Source organism: Enterococcus sp. C50 (assembly GCF_040887505.1).
GTDB lineage: Bacteria > Bacillota > Bacilli > Lactobacillales > Enterococcaceae > Enterococcus_B > Enterococcus_B thailandicus.
In genome coordinates this window covers 188,298-209,436 of the sequence record NZ_JBFOFW010000002.1, presented here as the reverse complement: position 1 = coordinate 209,436, position 21,139 = coordinate 188,298, and the positions used below count along the sequence as shown (strand labels likewise).

Annotated in this window: 18 protein-coding genes; 2 read left to right on the top strand and 16 right to left on the bottom strand. The window is 33.9% G+C overall.

What is annotated here, in order from left to right:
- Positions 1 to 121: 121 nt before the first annotated feature.
- The gene (greA, locus tag AB3I20_RS03505; protein ID WP_067480720.1) at positions 122 to 601 is read right to left on the bottom strand and encodes a transcription elongation factor GreA; all 480 of its coding nucleotides are present in this window, start codon (positions 599 to 601) and stop codon (positions 122 to 124) included.
- 134 nt (positions 602 to 735) lie between these two features.
- Positions 736 to 1,908: an endolytic transglycosylase MltG gene (gene mltG / locus AB3I20_RS03500; RefSeq protein WP_270344705.1), complete on the bottom strand. Its 1,173-nt coding sequence runs from the start codon at positions 1,906 to 1,908 to the stop codon at positions 736 to 738.
- A gap of 169 nt (positions 1,909 to 2,077) precedes the next feature.
- Between mltG and AB3I20_RS03495 the strand changes: the two genes are divergently transcribed.
- A complete protein-coding gene (locus AB3I20_RS03495; RefSeq protein ID WP_368026942.1) occupies positions 2,078 to 3,235 on the top strand; it encodes a serine hydrolase domain-containing protein in 1,158 nt (385 codons plus the stop codon).
- A 70-nt stretch (positions 3,236 to 3,305) separates the two neighbouring features.
- Here AB3I20_RS03495 and AB3I20_RS03490 read toward each other — a convergent pair whose 3' ends face one another.
- Positions 3,306 to 4,256 (bottom strand): NAD-dependent epimerase/dehydratase family protein, encoded by a 951-nt coding sequence (locus AB3I20_RS03490; protein WP_368026941.1) that lies wholly within the window; start codon positions 4,254 to 4,256, stop codon positions 3,306 to 3,308.
- Between the two features lie 116 nt (positions 4,257 to 4,372).
- Complete coding sequence (locus AB3I20_RS03485; RefSeq protein ID WP_368026940.1) at positions 4,373 to 5,755, bottom strand: O-antigen ligase family protein; 1,383 nt, start codon at positions 5,753 to 5,755, stop codon at positions 4,373 to 4,375.
- Between the two features lie 133 nt (positions 5,756 to 5,888).
- Between AB3I20_RS03485 and tagD the strand changes: the two genes are divergently transcribed.
- Complete coding sequence (gene tagD, locus AB3I20_RS03480) at positions 5,889 to 6,293, top strand: glycerol-3-phosphate cytidylyltransferase (RefSeq protein WP_067480702.1); 405 nt, start codon at positions 5,889 to 5,891, stop codon at positions 6,291 to 6,293.
- 49 nt (positions 6,294 to 6,342) lie between these two features.
- On the opposite strand, the gene AB3I20_RS03475 is transcribed toward tagD, so the two are convergent.
- The 12 genes from AB3I20_RS03475 to AB3I20_RS03420 form a co-directional block, all read right to left on the bottom strand.
- Positions 6,343 to 7,767, bottom strand: coding sequence for a flippase (locus AB3I20_RS03475; protein ID WP_368026939.1), 1,425 nt, complete (start codon positions 7,765 to 7,767; stop codon positions 6,343 to 6,345).
- A complete protein-coding gene (locus AB3I20_RS03470; protein WP_067480695.1) occupies positions 7,764 to 8,912 on the bottom strand; it encodes a CDP-glycerol glycerophosphotransferase family protein in 1,149 nt (382 codons plus the stop codon). Before AB3I20_RS03470 ends, AB3I20_RS03475 begins: the two co-directional genes overlap by 4 nt.
- 8 nt (positions 8,913 to 8,920) lie before the next feature.
- The gene (locus AB3I20_RS03465; protein WP_086270796.1) at positions 8,921 to 9,916 is read right to left on the bottom strand and encodes a glycosyltransferase family 2 protein; all 996 of its coding nucleotides are present in this window, start codon (positions 9,914 to 9,916) and stop codon (positions 8,921 to 8,923) included.
- Entirely contained in the window at positions 9,917 to 10,972 is a 1,056-nt protein-coding gene (locus tag AB3I20_RS03460) for an NAD-dependent epimerase/dehydratase family protein (protein ID WP_368026938.1), read from the bottom strand.
- An 11-nt stretch (positions 10,973 to 10,983) separates the two neighbouring features.
- The gene (locus tag AB3I20_RS03455) at positions 10,984 to 11,685 is read right to left on the bottom strand and encodes a 2-C-methyl-D-erythritol 4-phosphate cytidylyltransferase (protein ID WP_067480686.1); all 702 of its coding nucleotides are present in this window, start codon (positions 11,683 to 11,685) and stop codon (positions 10,984 to 10,986) included.
- A complete protein-coding gene (locus AB3I20_RS03450; RefSeq protein ID WP_082294049.1) occupies positions 11,682 to 12,536 on the bottom strand; it encodes a phosphorylcholine transferase LicD in 855 nt (284 codons plus the stop codon). Before AB3I20_RS03450 ends, AB3I20_RS03455 begins: the two co-directional genes overlap by 4 nt.
- Positions 12,537 to 12,606: 70 nt before the next feature.
- Positions 12,607 to 13,410, bottom strand: a complete 804-nt coding sequence (locus tag AB3I20_RS03445) for a glycosyltransferase (protein ID WP_083571949.1) — start codon at positions 13,408 to 13,410, stop codon at positions 12,607 to 12,609.
- Between the two features lie 91 nt (positions 13,411 to 13,501).
- Complete coding sequence (locus AB3I20_RS03440) at positions 13,502 to 14,890, bottom strand: sugar transferase (RefSeq protein ID WP_067480678.1); 1,389 nt, start codon at positions 14,888 to 14,890, stop codon at positions 13,502 to 13,504.
- Positions 14,891 to 15,125: 235 nt separating this feature from the next.
- The gene (locus AB3I20_RS03435; protein WP_270346141.1) at positions 15,126 to 17,264 is read right to left on the bottom strand and encodes a glycosyltransferase family 2 protein; all 2,139 of its coding nucleotides are present in this window, start codon (positions 17,262 to 17,264) and stop codon (positions 15,126 to 15,128) included.
- Positions 17,265 to 17,299: 35 nt separating this feature from the next.
- Positions 17,300 to 18,880, bottom strand: coding sequence for a bifunctional 2-polyprenyl-6-hydroxyphenol methylase/3-demethylubiquinol 3-O-methyltransferase UbiG (locus AB3I20_RS03430; RefSeq protein ID WP_067480670.1), 1,581 nt, complete (start codon positions 18,878 to 18,880; stop codon positions 17,300 to 17,302).
- Positions 18,870 to 20,090 (bottom strand): ABC transporter ATP-binding protein, encoded by a 1,221-nt coding sequence (locus AB3I20_RS03425; protein ID WP_067480667.1) that lies wholly within the window; start codon positions 20,088 to 20,090, stop codon positions 18,870 to 18,872. The genes AB3I20_RS03430 and AB3I20_RS03425 overlap by 11 nt, the downstream gene beginning before the upstream one ends.
- An 11-nt stretch (positions 20,091 to 20,101) precedes the next feature.
- Positions 20,102 to 20,908, bottom strand: a complete 807-nt coding sequence (locus tag AB3I20_RS03420; protein WP_067480665.1) for an ABC transporter permease — start codon at positions 20,906 to 20,908, stop codon at positions 20,102 to 20,104.
- Between the last annotated feature and the right edge of the window lie 231 nt (positions 20,909 to 21,139).

Sequence of the window (21,139 nt, the reverse complement as noted above, 5' to 3'; positions counted from 1 at the left end):
TTTTTCTAAGCTTTACTATAGGTCTCTGGTTGTAAAAAGCTCTTTTTCTTATCAAACAAACCAAAAAGAAAGACCTAGACTAATCATCTGATTATGCTCTAGGTCTCTAGTTAACAAAAAATTAAGCCTGTTCAACTTTAACGATTTTAACTAACATATCTCCACCTGGTGTAGTGATTGTTACTTCATCGCCTTTTACTTTTCCAATCAAAGCTTGTGCAATTGGAGAGTCATTTGAAATCTTACCGGAAAATGGATCAGCTTCAGCACTACCAACGATAGTATATTCTTCTTCATCACCATCAGGAAGTTCAACAAATGTAACTGTTTTTCCGATTGAAACTTCGTCAGAATCCACGCCATTATTATCAATGATTTGTGCAAAACGAATCATTGTTTCAATCGTTGTGATACGTCCTTCTACAAAAGCTTGTTCATCTTTTGCTGATTCATATTCTGAGTTTTCTGACAAGTCACCAAAGCTCCGAGCAATTTTGATACGCTCAATAATTTCTCCGCGTTTAACTGTTTTTAATTCTTCCAATTCTTGTTCTAGTTTTTCTTTTCCTTCTAGCGTCATTGGGTAAACTTTCTCTACCATTCGTAACGTCTCCTTCATCTCAATAAACTACCACAAAAGGTAACCTTTTATGGACTATAGTCCAAAAAAGATTACCATGCTTTTTCTAAAATGTAAATGTTTTTCTAAAAATGAATGAATAACACTAGTCTATTTTATGATTTATTGACATATTTTTCAACTAATTCTAAGTGTTCTTCATACGTTTTGGCAAAGTAAACATTTCCTGTACTTATGTCTGCCACAAAATAGTAATAATCATTATCTGCAGGAGATAAGACTGCTTTGATGGACTCCTCACTAGGACTATCAAATGGTCCAGGTCCAAACCCAGGATTCGTGTATAAGTTATATGGAGAATCAACCGCAGTATCAGCATAACTTACTGTCTCTTTGTGTTCGCCAAGAGCGTATAAAACGGAAATATCCGTTTGTAGCGGCATATCTGACTCAATTCGGTTATAGAAAACTCGTGCAATATTCTTACGATCATTTTCCTTGACGCCTTCTTTTTCAACTAAAGATGCCAATGTCAATACTTCTTGAACAGTGCGATTTTGTTGCTTAATCGTCGCATAGTAATCTTGCATAACTGAGTCTGTTTTTTCAACCATTTGGATAACTAAATCTTTCAACGAAGTATCCTTATAATAATCATAAGTAGCTGGGAACAAATAGCCTTCTAAATGATATTTTACATCTTTAGCTTGAGATGAACTTTCCAGCAATTCTGGGAATTTTTGATACAACTCTTTTAAGAAAGCATCATCTGTTATCAAATCTAAAAATTCTTGCTTGTCTTTCCCGGTAATCTTAGCCACCCGACTTGCTATTTGATCGATATCATAACCTTCAGGAATCGTGATTTTCCCATCAGCAACTTCTTTGGGTTCAGCAGTACCACCTTCTTGCAGTAATTTACCAATCTCATCTAAAGTCATGTTTGGAGCCATTTGATAAAATCCTGCTTGGAAACCAGTTAAATTTTTGAATTTCGTATAATAATTAAAAACGATACCACTTTTGATAACATGATCGTTTTCTAGGATTTCACCAATTTGTTTATTCGAAGAACCACTTGGAATCTCTACTTGAACCAATTGACTATCCGAATTATCTAATGGTTTTAAACCACTTTCAACATACTTATAGGTAGTAAAACCAAATACTCCAACGATTGCTAATAAAGTGATTACGATCACTAAAATGATCTTGCCAACGATTTTATCTTCTTTTTTACGCAAATTTTTACGTTTGACCATCACTTCTTGCGTTGTCGTGTGTTCAATTTTATTTTTTTCTTCTGGATGTTGTTTGTTTTCTGACAAAACAACTCCTCCTTACTCTCAAGTTCATAACTTCATCCATTATACATGAAATTCCTTTCAGAGTGAATTCTTTTCATAAAATATATTATTGCAAAATTGTTAGTAGGAATCTTCTTACTATCCGTATTAAAATGAAGATGTTTTAACAAATATCAGAAAGGGTCATCCTATGCACAATAAAAAACATCAAAAAAGGCAAGCAAGGAAAAAGACGGTTCTTCTTGCTATCTTAACAATTTTTCTGGGATTAGGCGTAACCACGAGTTGGTATTTGCTCCTACTTTCTGACACAATCAAGCCCGTTGCAGATCAAGAACCAGCAACTGTCGTAAACTTGACAGCTTCCGAAAAAAAAGCAGCAACGGAAATGGATCAATTGCTGAAAAAATCGAAATATATTGGCACAATCTATGTTCGAAAAAACAATCGAATTATCTTAGAGAAAACTTATGGCTATGCAGACAAAGAAACAAATCAGCCAAATTCTCTATCACTCGACTATCAGATTGGTTCGATTCAAAAAGCGATGACGGCACTCCTCATTCTAAAACAAATCGAACAGAAAAAAATAAGCTTTACAACACCTTTAGCAACCTTCTATCCGCAAATTCCAGGTAGTCAATCAATCACGATTCACGACTTGTTGACAATGCGATCAGGGTTGCATAAGACCGAGCAACCTTCTGTTCCACTGACTGACCGTGACATTGTTCAATTTACTGTAGAACATTTAAAATGGACTGATTACCAGACGTATCATTATGAACCACTAAACTTTACTTTATTGGCTGGAATTCTAATTCAGTTGACTAATAAAAGCTATGAAGAGCTATTATCAGATTCGTTAATCAAACCTCTTCAATTGCAACACACCGATTTTTATGAAAATGTCAAAAATTCTCCTCAGCATGCAAAATCTTATCAAATGTCAGCTGATGATGACTACTGGAAAGAGTTAGATGAAAACGAAACTGCGATCCATAACGAATTAGGAACCGGAAATATCAGTATGAATACGTATGACTTGGCAGCTTTTTTTACAAAAGTACTATCCGGTCAACTTATTCCCAAAAAACTACTCTTCTCACTTTGGCAGAATAATCAACTGAAACATCCTTATAGCGGGGGTGTTTACAGCGGTGCAGATTACATTTTAGCGCAAGGGAACATCAATCGTTTTCACTCAGTTGTTGCTATGACAAAAGATACTAAAAACGCAATCGTTATGCAAAGTAATATCCAATCTGACACAAAAATCAAACCTGGGGCAGTTGCTATCAGGAATCAACTGTACGAAATTCTAACAGGCAAAAAACTTCCTTCATAATTTTAACTACAAAAAAATAGCGAGGTGGTAAGTAAAATTACCGCCCCGCTATTTTTTCAAAGTAAATTCTTTACTTGACAAGCTCACTTTCAATATAGCATTTCATACCAGCCAAAATATCAAATTTTGGCTGATAGCCTAATGTTTTGATTTTTGAAATATTTGCCAAAGAGTCGTGAATGTCCCCTGAACGTTCCTCTTCAAATTTCAGTTTCAACTTCACCTGTAAAATTTCATCAATTGCCTGAATCAATTCAAGTAACGTTGTACCGTCACCGGTTCCTACATTAAACTGTTTGCCTAATGCTTCTTCCTTCGTTGCCACTAACATCAGCGCTTGAATCACGTCTTCGATATAAACGAAGTCTCTTGATTGACTGCCATCACCAAACAAAGTGAAAACAGTTGTCTCACCTGCCAATTGTTTTTTGTAGCGATCCATTAAAATCGAAATAACACCGCTATAAGGTGAATTTGGATTTTGATTTGGCCCATACACATTAAAGAATCGAACGGCGCTAGTTGGCACATCATACAAATGATAATAATCCAAAACATATTGCTCTGCTGCAAATTTATCCACTGCATAAGGTGTCAACGGACGAATCACAGACTCTTCTTGTTTTGGTAAAGTCAATTCATCTCCATAGACAGCTGCAGAAGAACTGAAAACTAAACGCTTTAGTTTGGGTTGATATTGGCGAATCAATTCTAATAACATCAAAACACTTTCAAAGTTCACCCGATGTGTTGCAACTGGACGCGCAACAGAATCTGCAACACTCGCAACCGCAGCTAAATGAAAAATATAGTCAAATGAATGATCACGTAACAATTTCTCCATTAGGCTTTCATCTGTCACATCACCTTTTACAAATTCAAGATTACTTGATACAACTAAATTCTCCTGTTTTCCCATGGATAAATCATCCACAACAACGATTTTATTTTCTTTACTTAAATAATTTGCTAGCGTAGAGCCAATAAATCCAGCTCCGCCAGTGATTAATATGTTATCCACTCAATTCAACTCCATTGTATTTCTAGGACCCATTATACCTAAAGACTAGCACCTTTCACTTACAAAAACAATCCATAATTTCCGTTCTAATTTTGAATAATTATGTTGAACGGATACTATTCTGAAATTCCCTTTTGAATTTTTCCTAGATGACTCCAAAAAACGAACGCTCCAATCGTGCTAACTAACACGAGTTCTGTAATAAATAATGCAGAAACTGCAATAGTTAAAATAATCAAAATATCAAAAAAGACTTCATCTTTAATCAGATTTTCTTTGGTAAAACAGTATCTTAAAACTTTATAGCATTGAATAAAAAAGAAACTAAAAAATGTTATCAGTCCCAATCCACCAGTAGCAGCCATGATTAAAAAAATAAAGCTATGGGCAGTAAGATTATCTTTTCCCATGAAAGTATGTGGGAGTTTATCATGTGCATATTCAATATAATAACCTGGAGACCCTCCAGAAATTGGGTTGCTCTTAAAAATTTCAACTGCACTTGCCCACAGTTGGAAACGTAAATTAGAAATATCGCCTCCTTCTGTATCTGGTCTATCAAGATCAATTTTTTCTTTTGGTGGTACTTTTTGGTCTGGTTTGGTTGGAGAATTAGAATTTTTCAAATGCGTAATCGTTGGTATATACGCCCAAGCATTAGCTGTTACGTGATTAAGTCCATAAATTCCAATCATAGAAAAACAGCCAACTGTTAACGAAACAATCCATTTATAAATCAATTTTTTAGCAAAGTAGTTACTACTAAATAGTGAAAAGAACGAAAAAATAAATGTCGTAACTAGCATACAAACAAGGGTGGTTCTCGAACCAGATAAAGCTATAAATGAGAATTGAATAATAATATTCAAAATAATCAACGATTTAAGTAGCATATGCATTGATGTTTTAGTAATTAGATAATACATTCCTATTATGATGACAACAAATGAGATAACCGCTCCAAAGTTAGGATCCGTATAAACACCAAATAGTCGATTTCCCAACCAACCTAATCTGACTGGATAGTATTTATATTTGATTGGAATTTTAATTCCATATTGAATGACAAACATGTACAAAGAAATACTATTTGTAAAAAACCACACACTAGAAATTAACCAACTAAATACCTTGAAAAAAATATTTGTACCGTAATCTTTTCCAAACTGGTAAACAATAAAGAAAAAGATAGATTGCCACATCAATAACTTGATATTTTGACTATACCCATATTTTAAGTTCATTAAGCTACTAATTAGCATAACACCTAAAAAAACATATAATAGCCAATCATATTTTCTCAGATTTTTTTCTCTGAATGCAATGATAAAATCAACAGCTACTAAAAGACAACCAAAAATTCCTGCCGGCCAAAATAATAGAGTATCGTATTTTGTAGGTAATAATAGATATGGTCCGACAGATCGCAACATTAGAATAAAACTAAAGAAAATAAAGTAGCATCCTTTAACACACATAAAAACTTTTTTATTAAACATACTTCTCCTCCACTAAAGGTTATTCCTCTTAAATAACCTTTACTTATTCCCTGTAAAACAAACAATTCCTTCCAATTCTATCAAAAAAATGTTAGACTAACAACATATTATCAATGATTATACGAGGTGAAAAATGAAAAGAGTAATTACCTATGGTACTTTTGACTTGTTACACTACGGACACATCAACTTGCTAAAACGTGCTAAAGAATATGGTGACTATTTAATTGTTGCTCTTTCAACAGATGAATTTAATTGGGACGAGAAACAAAAAAAATGTTATTTTAGCTATGAGAAAAGAAAACAACTTCTTGAAGCTATTCGATACGTTGACTTAGTTATCCCTGAAAAAAGCTGGGATCAAAAAGCAAAAGATATTAAAGAATTTCAAGTCGATTACTTCGTGATGGGCGATGACTGGGCAGGACACTTTGATGAGTTAGAACAACTAACAGATGCAGAAGTTATCTACTTGCCTAGAACTCCTGAAATTTCTACGACACAAATAAAAAAAGATCTTAATTCAAAAGACAAGTAAATAAAACAAAACTCCTTCATTATTTAAAAAATAATGAAGGAGTTTTGTTTTATTTGAACATTCTACTAATTTCTTCTTTTAGATGTGGAAAATTAAAATAAGTAATTGGTAGATACACTAGCACAATAATGATAGATTTTAGTGCCATATCTAAGAAGCTAGAGTCTAATATCGTAGGAACAAAATAGTAAAACAACAACGACAAAGCCATACCCATGACGAAGAATAAATTGATTCGTTTATCAAAGAAATAACCAACCTGAATTTCATCTCTAATAAAGAAAATCCTGAAGAAGCAGACCAAAAATTCTACAATTACGAGTACTAATGTTGCCCCTAGCGCACCATATTTAGGCACTAATAAAATGTTACCAACTATACTGATCAAAGCTCCAATAATCATTGGATAAGCAAATTCTTTGTCTTTCTCAATTGCAATCGTAAATTGATTAGCAAATACCCCTCCAATTGGGCTAAAGATAATGAGTAAGCATGAGAGTAACATATTGATTACCATTGGCTCAAACTTTTCACCAAAGAACCATGGAACAAATTCTTTCGTATTGACAAAAACAACGCTAAATAAAATCATCGCAATAATAAATGTATAATCAAAAGATTTTTTTGTGTAAATTAGAATATTACGCTTATCACCATTAGCTTGTGCTTTTGAGATTTTTGGAAGCATAACAATTGTAATAGAAGAAAGCACAGCCAGGATAATTCTAGCTATCTTTTGCGACTGATCATAATAAGATAATTCAGTAGGATTAACAAAATAACCAACGACCGTTTTATCTAATGTCGTATATACTTGCATAAACAATTGTGGGACTAAGATAATAAAAGCGGGTTTCCACAATTTTCTAAAAAGAGCTGAATTAAATTTAGGTCTGTATACCTTACCTTTGATATTTAGCCAAAAAACCAGACTTCCTAAAAAGTTAGTGATAGATGTAATAAAAACATAAATCCACAAATCATCTTTGGTAGTTACAAATAAGACAATTAAAAAAACTGAAGAAATTTTGATTAACGTATTCCTTATTACAACTTTTGCAAATTCCTCAATCCCTTGGAAAAACCATGAGATATCCAGTGTTAACCCCAAAATAAATATCAACTGAATGAAGTACAAATTTTTGTATTGGATATCAAATAGATAAATATACATGATGTAAACAATTGAGGCACCCAGTCCAATTAAAAGTTGCATGAAATAAATATTCCAAAACTGCATCGAGAGTTCTTTTTTGTCATCTCGCGCTTTTGCAATATTACGAATACGAAAAGGATTCATTCCTACAGCAATGACAGTCATTAAAAATTGCGCTATTGAAAATACATAACCATAAACGCCTAGCCCGTCAGCTCCAATTCTACGGCTAAGAATTGGAATTGTGATTAACGGCAAAACAATTAAGAAAACCTGATAAATTGCATTATAAATAATATCTTTTAGTGTTTTTTTCATTTACTTGCCTTCTTCATCAATTCGATTACTTTTTCTGTACTAGTTCCGTCCTCAAAATTCCCCACATAGTTCAGTAAACGTTCAGAACTATTCAACAAATCTTGTGCTTGTTCTTCAAAAATTTGAATCAACATCTTTCCATCTTGAGCAACAGGTACAGGCAATGAACCTAACTCAATATAAAACCCACGTTCCTTGCTGTAAGAATCTTCATCATAGTTAAATAAAATAAGCGGTTTTTTTAATAAAGCATAATCAAAAAAAATAGAGGAGTAATCAGTGATTAGGACATCTACATTTTCAAATAAATTTTCTAGCGGAATACCATCATCCACAAGTTCCACTTCATGTCTTTTCATATACTCTCTACTTTTTTTGTCATTAGCTAAACGTTGATTTACGTTGGGGTGAAACTTTGTCATAAAATTAAGTTTTTGACCTCGAAGCGCAAAAAATTCTTTCAGCACGTTGATTTCAAGTTTTTCTAATTGAGGAATTCCATTATTTTCCATATTATTTCTGAACGTTGGAGCAAACAATATTGTAATTTCATTCTTATTTAAATAATCAGATTGTTGTACATTTGCTTTTGAAACAAGCTTATCATTTCTTGGCGTACCAATTTCTAATAGCTGATTCTTTGAAACACGAAAAGCAGATAAATATTTTTCTGAACTATAGCGATTACCCGATAAAAGATATGTGATTGATTCACTATCTTTTTTAGCATATTTCAAATAATGACTTGATAATTTATCTTCTGCATCAAATTCAATTTTTTTCAATGGTGTCCCATGCCACGTTTGAAAATAAATCTGTTTTTTACGTTTTCCATATACAATCGTTTTTCGACTATCATCAATCCAGAATTTAGATGTATACAAATAATAAGTACTTAGTAAAGAATCTGTATCTACTCTCTTTACATCATTTGGCAAATCATTTACCTGAACTCCCTTTTTCAAGAGCCATATACATTTGTAATTCAAATTTTGATTACCTATTGTTTCAGAAATCACACGTGGATTTCCAGAATAGTTTCGACCACCGAAACTAGAAAAAACAATCCTATTTTCTTTTAAAGGAAACATTTTAAAAATTACTGGAAAAACATATCTAGAAAATAATTTTTTTATTTTATTCATATTTACAATTACCTCATAGATTCTATTCTATTCAAGACACTAGCTGTCACTTTACTTTTGGATAAATGATATGGGAGATTAGGATGTTTCAATAAAAATTTCATTAACTTTTTCAATTTTGGTGAAAAGTCTGGATCTGCTTGAGCTTCTTGCTCAAAGCGAGATAAAATCTCCATTGATCGGTCATAATCTTTTTGATTTGAATAGTTGTTCTCAATCATAGACATCATCATTCTTACCGCTGTATAGACGTATCTTGAGCGAACATTTAATGACACTTCTGGATAGAACTTGTCAATAAACATAATAATCTCTTCATGTATATCAAAAGTATCAAATTTTCTAGGATTAAAACTACCTCGTAATATACTTTTTGGACTTTGGAAATAATGATATTTTTCAGATGAATTTAAAGCAATCCGATTTGACTTATCAATTAAAAGATATGTTGTTGCTTTATCTTCCATTAACTTTCCAACAGGGAATCTTAAATCAGAAAATAAATTCATATTGAACAATTTATTATTGGCAGAGTAACCGATATTATTACTAGTGAATAATGATTTCATCGCCTCATGTTTATCCAGTACCAACCAATCTTCCTTGGTTGGCGTTAACTCTTTAAGTTCTTTTAAATCATTTATCTTTTTCAGTTTTATTACTGATATTTCTGCATTAAAAGTTTGAACACCGGCATATAGAAGTTCTAAATAATCTGGTTCAATCCAATCGTCACTATCAATAAAGCAGACAAAATCTCCTGTCGCTTGTTCTAAGCCAGAATTTCTAGCTGCACTCAATCCACCGTTTTGCTGATGAATAACAGATACCCTATTATCTTTTTTCTTGTATTCGTCAGCAATTTGTCCACTGTTATCTGGTGACCCATCATCTACAACAATAATTTCAAGATTAGAGTATGTTTGGTTGGAGATTGAATCTAAGCAACTTTCTAGATAATCTTCTACATTGTATACTGGTACAATCACGCTTATTTTATGCATCTACTTCACTTCCTGAATAATTTTCACTGTATGTTCTAACGATTCCTCTAAATCAAATAAAGGCATCCAGCCCGTTGCTGTCAATTTTATATTGTCCAAAACAGCTGTATTTGCTTTAGAAAATCCTTTACTTTCAATTTCATCTGGTAATTCAAAAATAACTTTTTTACCACTGATGTTTGCTAATTTTTTTGCCAAATCTTTCAAATGTAAATCAAATTGCTCGTTTGAAACATTGTAAGCTTGACCACTTTCACCATGTAATAGTAAATACAAAATTGCAGAAACTGCATCTGCAACATAAACATAAGAAAAGTATTGGTTACCTTCACTTTTTAACACGATATCTTCCTGATTGACAGCATTTAGAATAAATTGAGAAGAAGCTTTGGTATCAGAAGTTAACATCGTTGGCCCAAATGTTCGGCATAGACGTGGAATAACAATATCTAACCCATTTTTCGCAATGTATGCTTGACAAAGTGATTCGCTCACTCTTTTGCCTTCTGGATAACCAGCACGTAACGTATTACAGTCAATATAACCACAATATTCTTCGTTAAATTTTTCAACGTCTCCACGATTTTCACCATAAATTTCAACTGTTGATAAAAATAATGTTCGTTGGACATTGGTTGCCGCTGCATGTTTTAACACTTGATCTGTCCCAGCTAAATTGGTCATGATAGTTCCAATTGGATCAGTTGCATAGGCTTTAGGATGTGTGTTGCTTGCTCCATGAATCATATAATCAACCAAAAGATCTTCCGGTAAAGGTTCTGTCACGTCGCCTTCAACAATCTCAAAAGTTGACAAGTTTCGATATGTTAAAAAACGCGTTTCAAGTTTTTCCCGATTTCTCCCCATAGCAAATACTTTGATTTTTAATCCCAATTGCTGGTTTGCTAGCATCAAAGTGTCAATTAAAAATGAGCCAATCATTCCAGAAGCACCAATCATTAAAATTGATTTACCATCAAGTTTTTCCAGTTCAGGTAGACTCTCAACTACTTTCGCCAAATCAGCTTGATACATGGGCTGTTCAACTAATGTCATCTTTATCTCACCTAATCTTTCATTTTTAAATAAGCTTTAAACAATTCCAAGTCATCCGTTGTAGTCAACTTGATATTTTTATCAGAACCAGCTGCAAAATATAACGTCTCACCCAGATCTACCATCATTGTATTTGTGTATGAAGAATCAGTCATCCCAATGTTTTCTGCTACCGCGCGGTTATAAGCTGCAAGCAGTTTACCATATTGATAGGCTTGTGGAGTTGATACTCTTCGCAAAGTATTACGGTCCACGTATTCAACCGTCGTATCCTCCGTTTTTTTAATAAAAATTTGTTCATTATAAGGTAATGAAGTCACGCCATTTCCATATTCCTTACATTTCACAATAACATCAGACAAAACAAGTTCATCAACCAATGGACGAATACCATCATGAATAATGATCGTATCATCTTCATCAGAATGGTCTTTCAAAAATTGGACGCCATTATTGATTGATTCTTGTCCTTTTGAACCACCTGTTATTACCCATTGAACTTTACTTATATTAAATTCTTTAATGTAAGCCCACATCGTTTCTTCCCATCCAGATTTACAAACCACTAAAATGCGATCAATTTGTGGATGTTTCTGGAATGATTCAAGTGTGTAAATAATGATGGGTTTTCCATCGATACTAATAAACTGTTTTGGGATATCTTGTCCCATCCGTTTACCAACACCACCGGCAATAATAATAGCTGTAATCATCTGTTGCTTGCTCCTTTAGTTAAATAATATTTTCCTTGGTAATTTTTGTATGAATGATCTGGATCAATGTAAATTGAATCATGTATTGTTTTTTGATTTTCTAAAGATGGACGTTGCATGTAATCACCAAACGCAGCACGTAAATAATTGTCATATCCCACAGGAATTGGCATTTTGGTCTCTTCAAAAGGAACCCAAACAGCCTCAGAAAAATCCTTAGCAGAGTAAATATTTCCCATATACTTTGGTCCAACGCATAGTTCAGTCACATTTTCTGTCGGCTTTTGATTATACTTAGTCATTTGTTTTTCTGCAAATGACCAAATTTTATAGCGAATATTATCAGATTTAAAAGTATTCAGTAACAAATTACTACCAAAAGCTAATATACCACCATGATTTTCTGGAACTACTTGTGAACAAAAAAGGGCATATACAAGAGCCCATAGCTTTTGAATTTTTCGGCTAACTTTAGAATCTGGTGCAACATCCAATGGAAAGATATCAATCGTAATACCATGAACAATATTTAAATCTTTTTGATATGTTTTTATGAACGTTGTTTCTTCGTCTCTTATCGTCATAAATGAATTATGATCATTGTAAGTTGCTGAAGCTTTCTGTACAGGAAGAGTTTGATTGATTTGAGCTTGAGACCATAAATCGTAAAAACGTTCATAATCATTTCTTGGCATAAAAAAGTCTAAATCATCATCCCATGGAATAAAGCCACCTTCTCTGATTGCTCCGATTGCTCCACCACCGCAAAAATAGCATAATAATTGATTTTCTTCACAAAAATCGACAATTTTCTGTGCCATAGTCAAGGTAACTTTTTGGACCTTTTGCATTTTAGCATCTGTGCTATACAAAAAAAAACCTCCTGTTTTATCTAAAAATAAGATTACATATTCCTAATTCTTAATTTCTTAACTGCTTTTCGTAGAATTTACCACGCAGTTTATTGGGCAACAAACTAATTACTACATGTCCACCAGTAACAAATAGAAAATCCGTCACAGAACCCAGTCCATCACGCCAAATATGGTAGCGCCCCTTGATTCCTGGCAACAAATAATTTATACCACCACGTCGAGCATACATGTCAGCACCTGCACGAGCGTGAACTAACGGTTCTTGAATGTTGTAGCCTTGATAACCAGCCTTCAATAACCTTACCCATAAATAATAGTCTTCAAAACCTTTTAAAGGACGATAATTTCCAACAGCTAATATCGCTTTCTTATCGAACATCACCGTCATGTGATTAAACGGGTTTCTTTTTTTAGAAAATGCACAAATTTCCTGATTTGTTTCTGGCACTAGGCGACGACCAATAATTTGATCTGTCGAGTCAACAAACTCTTCGATATTACTCCCAACGATTGCAATATCAGGATTGCTTTCAAAAATAGCTAATTGCTTTTGTAATCGTTCTGGAGCCATAATGTCATCTGTATCCATTCGAGCAACTATCTGATATTTAGTGTGCTCTAAACCTTTAGCTAGAGCAACACCTAATCCTTGATTTTTCTCAAATTTCACAAGTGTGAATATATCAGGGGCTACTTGCTGAAATTTCTGTACAACTGCTTCTAAATCAGAATTAATTGGTCCATCATATACCAAAACAATCTCATCTGGCATAACTGTCTGTTTAAAAATACTTGTTAATGCTTCATTCAGATATTCTGGTTTTTCTTTATCATATAAAGAAAGAAGCATACTAATTTTATTTTTTTCCAATTTCTTCCCCACTTATCTTTTGTGTAGCTTACTAAGCTTAGGCTACAGCATTGATTTAAATTATCTCTATTTATCCATAAATCTTATCTTCTGGGAAATGCAGTTCTGCTAAAGAACAAGCAGCTTCTTCATCCACACCTTGTGAAGACATTTTATCGAATAAAATTTTAATTGTTTGCAATAAGATTTTCAAATCCAATAACAACGAATATTTTTTGATATATAACAAATCAAAACGCAACTTACTATTGTAGTCTGAGACATATTTCCCATAGACTTGCGCATAGCCAGTAATACCCGCACGGACATTATGACGTAAATAGTAATAAGGATTTTCTTCATTAAATTGATCAACAAAGAATGGTCGTTCTGGACGTGGACCCACGATTGACATATCGCCTTTTAAGACATTAAAGATTTGTGGTAATTCATCAAATCGTACGGCACGAATAAATTTACCAACAGGCGTTACGCGTGCGTCATTGCTTTTAGCAAGGACTGGGCCTGATTTTGATTCAGCTGTTGCGCTCATTGAACGGAATTTATAAATCGAAAATTCTTTTTGATTTTTTGTGATACGCACTTGCTTATAGATAACAGGACCTGGTGATGTTACTTTTACTAAAATCGCTGTTAATAACATAAATGGTGAAGCCAAGATCAACAAAACAAGTGAAACAAGAATATCAAATAATCGTTTGAAAAGCTCATCTTCTGGAGGGATTCTAAAACCAGATGATTCAATAATGCTTTCATCTTCAAAATTCATGATATTTGGATTGATCATGATCAAGTTTTCAAATGTTGTATTTAAAAATAATTTTTTCTCTTTCTTGGTAACCAACTGGTAGATTTTAATTTTTTCTTGTTCTTCAATTTCCGAAGCCAAGTACACAATATCGATTCCATCAATCAGTTGTTTCGTATGCTCATAAAAATGATCAACGATAACTGCTTCTACTTTATGTTTATTATTTTTCTTTGATTGGAAATTTTGAATTGCTGGTGCAACATCTTTTTCTAAACCAACAATAATCACTTTTTTGTCACTGCTGATTTTCAAGTAAAGTTTATACACCAAAATGCGATAAGTGCTGACCAAAATCGTTCCGATCACAAAAGAAAGTAAGATAACTAACCGCGGAAATGCAAACCAGCGCCCAGCAAAAGTTACAATCATAATCCCAAAGGTCATCAATACTTGACCAATAACAGTTACAAAAATAATGTCGCTGATCATTCGATTATAAAAGACGTAAGCCCCTAACAAAATATTAAGAACAATAAATATAATCGAAATAAAAACTGCGGAATTCTCAAAAGTTTCAAAGTTACGCACTGGTATTTCTCCTTGAAACTTCAGTAAAAAGCTTATATAGACTGCAACGTTATAAACAATCACATCCATTAAAATAATAAATATTCTGCGAGCGGCGCTCCACTCCCCATTTTTATTCATATATACACTCCTAACCTCAGAATAATGCCTTTATCATCTTACCATAGCAAGCCTTAAAAGCCTAGCGAGTAACCAAAATGTAAAGGAAATTAAACTATTATATGCAATAAAATAGACTATTTTATCTTTTCATTTTTGTTTCTAAAATCCACACTCGGTGTCTTCATTCTTACAGGCGTGATAAATAACAAAAAGCGATGAACGTATCCAAGTTCGATACGTTCATCGCTTTTGATTAGTCTGGTCTTAGAGAAAAATCGCCAATACCTTCTTTAGTCAAATTATCATTGTAAAATGGATCGTGTGCAATGTAGCTTGGCCACTTGTCTTGCATTTTTTTGATTTCACCAGCAAAGCGTTTTTGTTTTTCTGGAGTATCTTCATATCCTCTTGATTTTGATTCAAAATGATAAAGTTCCACTTGATGTGCGTAAACATTGTTACGTCCCAGTTCATAGACTTTCAAACATAGATCAACATCATTAAATGCAACTTCTAATGTCTCGTCAAATCCGGAAACAGCATGAAAGTCACTTGCTTTAACCATCATACAAGCTGCAGTCACTGCTAAATAATCAACATCAATCACCAAACGACCAAAATAACCGCAGTGTGTTTTATCATAATTATTTAGCGCATGTCCTGCTACGCCACCAATTCCAACAAGGACACCAGCATGTTGGGTTGTTTCATCTGGATAATACAATTTTGCACCTACACAGCCAATTCGATCAAATTGTGCATAAGAAACCATTGTCGTCATCCAGTCTGGTGCAATAACTTCAGTATCATTGTTCAAAAATAAGAAATACTTTCCACTTGCTTTTTCAGCTGCTAGATTATTGATCCGTGAGTAGTTAAACGGAATATCAATCAACTCGACAATGAAACGATCGTTTAAACGTTCTTTGTAGTTTGCAAACAATTCTTGCATTTTTGGATCCGTACTTCCATTATCTGCAATAATAATTTCATAGTTGGGATATGTTGTTTTCTCAATAATTGAATCAACACAGACTTTTAAATCTTCATACCCATTTTTAGTTGGAATAATGACACTCACTAAGTCTTCTTTAATCACGTCATACATCACTTCATAAAAACCCGAGATTCTTCCCGGACGTACTTTCCCTTTGATTCCACGACGATTCAGTGCATCAGTCAAAGCTTTTACACCAGAATCATAAATATAACTTTTCGCTTCGCCACTACTTGCTGTAGAACCTGGAATCGTTCGCCAGTGATACAGAACTTTATCAATATGATAAATGTGATTTGCTGGAATTTTTTCTGTCACACGTAAAACAAGATCATAATCTTGTGAGCCCTCATACCCCTTACGAAATCCACCTAATTCTTTCACGATGCTTGTGCGATAAACACCTAGATGAGAAATGTAATTGTTTCCCATTAGTGTATCTGGTGACCAATCAGCTTTAAAATGGGGGTCAAAACGATTCCCATCAGAATCGATTTTATCTTCGTCGCTATAGATTAAATCCAGCTCAGGTCGTTCGTTCAATACCTTGGCTACTTCATATAGCGCTGAAGCTGGCAACTCGTCATCATTGTCCAACAAAGCTAAAAATTCACCCGAAGCTAATTCTAAAGCTGAATTAGTTGCTAAGCTAATATGTCCATTTTCTTGTCGAAAGACGACTTTGATTCGCTCGTCTTTTGCTTGGTAAGTTTCCAGACATTTGCGAATAGCCGGATCTGTTGAAGCATCATCACTAATGCATAGTTCCCAGTGATCATACGTTTGTCCTAGAACAGAATCAATGCATTTTTCTAACCACTTAATTTCAACATTGTAAACAGGCATAGCAATTGAAATCAATGGACGATATTCTAAGGTAGTAGCAGCTTTACGCTGTGCTTCTAAATCAACTTTTTCGTGACGAGTAATCCACTCTGCATAGTCAACTGAACCAGGTTTCAATTCTAGCTTGACGCGACGAACAGCTTTTTTTAAGCCATGTGTTCTTGCGTAATTGACACCCTTTTTCAGCAAACGTATTTGTTTTTGCCAAGAGGTCTCAAATCCATCATCGAAAGGATAACGTCCATTTAGCTTCACGGCAATTCCATTTTGGTGAGTAGTTGTCTGAAAATCTAAGATAGCTTTTCCTTTTAATTTTCCTGAAAGTCGAATTTTAAATCCGCTTTGCGTTTTGACATCTAGTTCGTATAAATGATTGATGTCTAAACGAACGACAGGCGTTGTTTCAATCAAAACTTGGCTTTTTTCTACTGTGACTGAAGGGATTTCTTTAGTTACTTCATCAATTGCCCAACCCACAATAAGTAAGTCTCCAGTAGCTCGTTCCCGAGTGATTGTATCAATAAATACAGCAATTTCTTTCTTTGTCACTGTCCAGTTACTCCTTTATCAAGTAGGCCAATGAATTACATTTCAATAATCCAAGTTTGACCATTTTCTGCTGTTACTTCAATTAAAAATGTACGTTCATGTTCACAAAGAATCTGCAATTCAAAACCGGCAGAAACATTTTCTGCAAGATTTTCAGCCTCATTCACTTCTTTGCGATAAATCGGTTTAGCATCGAAAAACGGTGATTGATCTACTGATAAATGATAAGACAATGCGTTTCGATCTGCTTGTGAGATGCCCCAACCAATAATTGTTAAAACTTTGGTTTCTTCATCCCAATGCTTTTCATCAATACATAACGCTAACTCTTTTGCTTGAACTTTTTTAGGGGTTTCTTTTGTTCGACGAGTTTTTTTTGATTTAATTGCCCATTCATCGTTATCTAAAAGTGAGCAATAACGCGTAGTTGTTGTTTGCAAGTAATGATCAAGCTTAGCATTTTCTTCTCTAATTTGATAATTATCTTTTTCTAAATCTGCTATTTTCCCTGTCAATTCTTGATGAACAGCCATCATTGGTTGAACAGTTTCCAAGACTTCTGAGAAAGTTTGAGTAAGCTCTCCAATAAAACGATAATGGATACTCACCGTTAATTCGTGTCCAGCGACATTTTTTACCGCTAACTCTGGTACGCTTTTTCCATCAAATAGATAGCAATCCCTGTTTGTTTTTAGCGCAGCATTTGAACGAATGAAATCAATTTTCTCTCCCGCAATTTCAGCAGTAAATTCAATAAAACTTGGCTGTTTTTCAAAACGGAATAACACGTTTTCAATATTTTCAGCAATTGGAAATGTCAAACGTTGGTTTTCACCAGTGTAATTGTTAATAGGAATCTGTTGACTGGTTTCTCCCTCAGCCGTTTGTTGAACCAAATCAAAGACTTTCACGTAATTTGAATTTTGTGGCTGTGCAATTTCGGGTACTGCCTGTTTTTTTAACGAGAAGAAGTATTGATAAACTTCTCCAAATGGACGCATTTTGAAGTCATATCGAACCGCTTCTGGCAAATCTTCGTAACGAGAAGAAAGCTCGGTGTCTTCTACTGCTAAGTATAAATAGTCTTCGATGTTAATCATCAAGCCAGCTTTTTCAAACACTCTTTGAAAACCATCATGCGTATAAAATGAATTGTGTGTTTCATCTAACAAGCCATAAGAAGTCCATGGAAGTTGATTATTAAATAAATCAATCATTACAGAGTTATGAGCTAAGTTAGGGAACGTAATCAAAATTTCTCCATTTTCACTCAAAAATTCACTGACTTTTTTCAAAGTTGCGCCTGGATCAACCAAATGCTCCAAGACATCTGCAAACAAAACATAATCAAATGTTTGACCTTCAAAATAAGTGGCCCATTCAAAACTTTCAATGTCCCCATAAAAGCCATCCTGTGCAAATTCACTCACAAAATCAAATAGCTCTTTATCTAACTCGACAATGCTAACCTCACATTGCTTCGCACCAATCAAATGTTTTGTTAATCGGCCATTTCCCGGACCAAATTCTAACACTTTGCTTCCTGGTTTGATTTGAGTGGCGATTTTTCCAACACTACTTTGCTCATCTAAATCCATTTCAAAATCATATTTCATCTTTTTGACTACCTTCTTCCCATTTGTGATCCAAGATGACAATACCTTCACCAATGTATGAGCCACTAACAAATAAGTTCATATATTTTGTCTTATAAACTAACGGAACTGTAGCATTTTCTTCAAAAACTGCCACATCAAAATAATACTCACCAGCTAGTAAGCCTAGTTTTTCATATTCAAGATAAAAAACATTTTCACCTTTTTTCCAAGGAATCGTTATGTCATCCAATAATGTGTTCAAGCCACAAACATAAAAATTATCAACCGTTCGTAAAGCAATCCCCAAGACTGGTTTTTTGATTGACTCGTCTTTGACATTATAGGTAACTTTCACAAAGAGTGTCTCCCCTTGTTCAATCATATCGACCGGTTTCTTCTCTTTATCAAGCAACTCGGCACTTAGCACATCAACAATATCTGGTGCGGCATGACGTTCAACTTGATTCTTATTGCGGTCGACTGTCTTCACTGATTTTTTCTTCAAGAAGTTTTCATAATTGGTCGTAACGTCCATCGTATCCCCGTATTCTACGACTTCACCGTTTTTCAACCAATAACTACGGTCACAAAAACGACGAATTGAGCTAATATCATGGGATACGAATAAAATCGTTTTTCCAGAATTCTTGATTTCAGTAAATTTTTCCATACATTTCAATTGAAACTCTAAATCACCGACTGCTAATGCTTCATCAACAATCAAAATATCTGGATTAACATTGATTGCTACCGCAAATGCTAAACGGACAAACATCCCGCTTGAATAAGTTTTTACTGGTTGATAAATATGATCCCCAATATCGGCAAAATCAATGATGTCATCGACCATACCTTCAATTTCATCTCGTGAAAATCCTAAGACCATGCCATTTAAAAAGATATTTTCATAGCCAGAATATTCTGGATTGAATCCAGAACCTAACTCAAGCAATGCAGAGATTTTTCCATCGATTTCCATTGTACCAGCAGAAGGTGTCAACACACCGGTAATGATTTTAAGCATCGTCGATTTTCCTGAACCATTTTCGCCAACAAAACCAATCATTTCGCCTTTTTTTATTTCAATATTAACGTTTTTCAATGCATAAAAGACATCGTGATAAGATTTTTTGAAAGGATTCAGTGCCTCACGAAAACGATCACTCGGTTTTGCGTACATATTATATGATTTGGTGATGTTTTCTAATTTAATCGCATATTCTGTCATTTCTATTCTCCTTACAGTACATCTGAAAAATGTGGTTTCAATCTACGGAACACAGCTGAACCAACCACAAAGAATGCTAATGTAACTACCCAAAAGTATAAAGTATACATGCCATGTTCAAAGAACCACGCTTGGCTCAAGAAAGATTCACGATACCCTTGAACGATGTAATAAAGTGGATTTAATTTCAAAATTTGAACAATTGTCGGGTTAAACTGACTTGGACTCCAAAGAATTGGTAATGTCCACATAATCAATTGCAACAAAATCGTAATGAATTGTACGATATCTGGTAAAAACGGTTGGATAGATGCTGTCAACCAAGTGATCCCTGTTAAAAATGCACACATACAAAATAGATAATAAATCAGTTGTAGTGTCATAATGGTTGGGAATATTCCATGTCCAATTGTCACAACTAAGCCAATCACGATAAAAAAGAGGTGTGTGTATAAATTAGATAAAATTTTCGTACTTGGCAAGATACGAATGTTGAAAACGACCTTCTTGACTAAATACGTGTACTCTCGAAAGACTAATGTCGTTGAGGTAAATGCATCTGAGAAGAAGAACCAGGGAACCATCCCCGTAATCAGATAAACAATGAATGGATATTTACCATCAGTCATTGCAGCTTTCAAGCCGAAGCCAAAGACTAACCAGTAGATCAACACAGTGAATATCGGGTTGATGAATGCCCACATGATTCCTAAAAAAGAACCAGCATAACGTGATTTAAAGTCATTTAATGAAAACTGAATCAATAATTTTCTGTTCTGATAAATATCTTTCATAAATAAAAACAGATCTTTAAACATTTGTGTTCCTCCAAGCGATTTCTGTTAATTACAATCAACTGCCATTTTACCATATTTTTACTAGCTGACTGCGATATTATTTATTTCTTAATTTTTCTATTAAGTAACAAATACTCGACCGTTACTATTCTACAAAAGATAGTTTCTAATTGCAATCAAGCAAGGTATCACTTCATTTCTGATGCATACTTATTTTTATAAAAAAAGAGAGTGAAACAAAACTGTTTCAGC

Coding starts and splice junctions, on each gene's coding strand:
- greA (WP_067480720.1), bottom strand. CDS start 601: ATGGTAGAGAAAGTTTACCCAATGACGCTAGAAGGAAAAGAAAAACTA.
- AB3I20_RS03495 (WP_368026942.1), top strand. CDS start 2,078: ATGCACAATAAAAAACATCAAAAAAGGCAAGCAAGGAAAAAGACGGTT.
- AB3I20_RS03485 (WP_368026940.1), bottom strand. CDS start 5,755: ATGTTTAATAAAAAAGTTTTTATGTGTGTTAAAGGATGCTACTTTATT.
- tagD (WP_067480702.1), top strand. CDS start 5,889: ATGAAAAGAGTAATTACCTATGGTACTTTTGACTTGTTACACTACGGA.
- AB3I20_RS03475 (WP_368026939.1), bottom strand. CDS start 7,767: ATGAAAAAAACACTAAAAGATATTATTTATAATGCAATTTATCAGGTT.
- AB3I20_RS03470 (WP_067480695.1), bottom strand. CDS start 8,912: ATGAATAAAATAAAAAAATTATTTTCTAGATATGTTTTTCCAGTAATT.
- AB3I20_RS03465 (WP_086270796.1), bottom strand. CDS start 9,916: ATGCATAAAATAAGCGTGATTGTACCAGTATACAATGTAGAAGATTAT.
- AB3I20_RS03460 (WP_368026938.1), bottom strand. CDS start 10,972: ATGACATTAGTTGAACAGCCCATGTATCAAGCTGATTTGGCGAAAGTA.
- AB3I20_RS03455 (WP_067480686.1), bottom strand. CDS start 11,685: ATGATTACAGCTATTATTATTGCCGGTGGTGTTGGTAAACGGATGGGA.
- AB3I20_RS03450 (WP_082294049.1), bottom strand. CDS start 12,536: ATGCAAAAGGTCCAAAAAGTTACCTTGACTATGGCACAGAAAATTGTC.
- AB3I20_RS03445 (WP_083571949.1), bottom strand. CDS start 13,410: ATGCTTCTTTCTTTATATGATAAAGAAAAACCAGAATATCTGAATGAA.
- AB3I20_RS03440 (WP_067480678.1), bottom strand. CDS start 14,890: ATGAATAAAAATGGGGAGTGGAGCGCCGCTCGCAGAATATTTATTATT.
- AB3I20_RS03430 (WP_067480670.1), bottom strand. CDS start 18,880: ATGAAATATGATTTTGAAATGGATTTAGATGAGCAAAGTAGTGTTGGA.
- AB3I20_RS03425 (WP_067480667.1), bottom strand. CDS start 20,090: ATGACAGAATATGCGATTAAATTAGAAAACATCACCAAATCATATAAT.
- AB3I20_RS03420 (WP_067480665.1), bottom strand. CDS start 20,908: ATGTTTAAAGATCTGTTTTTATTTATGAAAGATATTTATCAGAACAGA.